Below are 2,235 nucleotides of genomic sequence, written 5' to 3'. Positions count from 1 at the left end.
TTGGAGCGGGGGGTGCGGCCAATGGGGGATTGGTCGATGACAATGACCTTGTCGATGTGTTCAATGCCGTGTAGCTCCCCCATTTCCGTTGGCTTAGGCACCTTCTGGCCGAGGGAGTGTTGCAGGGCAGGGTAGAGCAACTCGTTGACCAGGGTGGACTTGCCGGAGCCGGAGACGCCGGTGACGCAGACCAGCTTGCCCAGGGGGATCTCCACATCGATGTGCTTGAGGTTGTTTTTGTGGGCATCGGTGAGCTTGAGGGAGACGGCTTTGCCAGGTCGCCGCTGAGCTGGGGTTTGGATCCGCCGCCGCCCCGACAGATAGGCGCCGGTGAGGGAGCGCTCGCAGGCTAGGATGTCGGCTAGAGATCCTTGGGCCACCACTTCTCCGCCGTGGATGCCAGCGCCAGGGCCAATGTCCACGATGTGGTCGGCGGCGCGAATGGTCTCTTCATCGTGTTCCACCACAATTAAGGTGTTGCCCAGATCCCGTAGGCGGAATAGGGTTTGCAAGAGGCGTTGGTTATCCCGCTGGTGCAGGCCAATGGAGGGTTCGTCCAGCACGTAGAGCACCCCCGTCAGGCCGGAGCCAATCTGGCTGGCCAGTCGGATCCGCTGCGCCTCGCCCCCCGAAAGGGTCATGGCCGGTCGGGCTAGGGTGAGGTAGTCAAGGCCCACGTCAATTAAAAACTGCAGGCGGGTTTTGATCTCCCGCAGCACTAGCTCGGCAATCTGCGCTTGGCGGGGGGTAAGCTGGAGCTGCTCCAGGCGCTGCAGGCAGTCGCGGATGGAGATCTCGGTGAGATCCGTGATGCGGTAGCCACCGACGCGCACGGCCAGGGCCTCTGGCCGCAGCCGGGATCCGCCACAGGCAGCGCAGGGGCGGTAGGTGAGGTAGGTCTCCAGCTTTTGCCGGTAGGTTTCGGCGGTGGTCTCTTGGTAGTGCCGCTGCAACTGCGGGATTACCCCTTCAAAGCGGCGGTAGTAGCCCCGGCTCCCCTGGGGGGATTCCGCCTCAACGTAGATCTCCTGGTCGCTGCCGTAGAGGAGGAGCTGCTGCTGCTCGGGGGTAAGGTCGCACCAGCGGCTGCTGAGCTCAAAGCCAAAGGCCTTAGCAGCCCCCGCCAGTAGGGCCAGATAGTAGGGGTTCTCCCGCTCCGCCCAGGGAGCAATGGCCGCATAGAGGGGGAGCTTGGGATCCGGCACGATCCGGTCGGGGTCGAAGATGGGTTCAAAGCCCAGGCCGTGACAGACGGGACAGGCGCCGATGGGGGAGTTAAAGGAAAATAGCCGCGGCGACAGCTCGCCCAGCACGGAGCCGTGTTCGGGGCAGGCAAATTGTTCCGAAAAGATCAGCTCCGTTGGCTTGCCGTTGAGGTACTGCCCCGCCACCTCGGCTACTTTTTGCAGCAGGTGTTCCCGTTCGTCTTCACGGGGCAAGAGCTCCACCACCGCCAGTCCCCCCGACTGGCGCAGACAGGTGGTCAGGGAATCGGCCAGCCGCTCTGCGATGTTGGGGCCCTTAACCAGCCGATCCACCACCACCTCAATGGTGTGGGCCTTGGTTTTGGCCAACTCAATTTCCTCGCTGAGATCCCGCACCTGGCCGTCGATGCGCACCCGCACAAACCCCTGCTGGCGCAGGCTTTGCAAGAGCGCTGCGTGGGTGCCCTTTTTTCCCCTCACCACGGGCGCAAGCAACTGAAAGCGCGTCCGCTCCGGCAGGGCCAGGATCTGGTCCACCATTTGATCCACCGTCTGGGGGGCAATCACCCGGTCACAATGGGGGCAGTGGGGGATCCCGGCCCGCCCATACAGCAGCCGCAGGTAGTCGTAGATTTCGGTCACGGTGCCAACCGTGGAGCGGGGGTTGTGGCTGGTGGACTTTTGGTCGATGGCAATGGCTGGGCTCAAGCCCTCGATGCGGTCTACATCCGGTTTGTCCAGTTGCCCCAGAAATTGCCGCGCATAGGCGCTGAGGGACTCCACGTAGCGCCGCTGCCCCTCGGCAAAGATGGTGTCGAAGGCCAGAGAAGATTTTCCAGACCCGGAGACGCCGGTAAACACCACCAGGCGATTGCGCGGGATCCGCAGCTCGAGGTTTTTGAGGTTGTGCTGCCGCGCCCCCACCACATGGATTTCGTTTTGGCCGGACATCTCATCCCCTCTGTGTGCAGCGTGGGTGGAGACTCTGCCCAAAATTGGCGAGTCGAAAAACAACAAAAGTTAAGGAACA

Annotated in this window: 1 protein-coding gene; it reads right to left on the bottom strand. The window is 62.6% G+C overall.

Features of this window, described 5'->3' with window-relative positions:
* On the bottom strand, positions 1-2,156 hold a 2,156-nt coding region (gene uvrA / locus NW857_RS11890; RefSeq protein WP_414369048.1), incomplete at its 3' end, for an excinuclease ABC subunit UvrA.
* Positions 2,157-2,235: the final 79 nt, after the last annotated feature.

It is taken from the genome of Synechococcus sp. H55.9 (assembly GCF_047462355.1).
In the GTDB taxonomy this organism is placed as follows: domain Bacteria; phylum Cyanobacteriota; class Cyanobacteriia; order Thermostichales; family Thermostichaceae; genus Thermostichus.
Note: the sequence above shows the minus strand (reverse complement) of the source record. Positions and strands in the feature narration are given on the sequence as shown.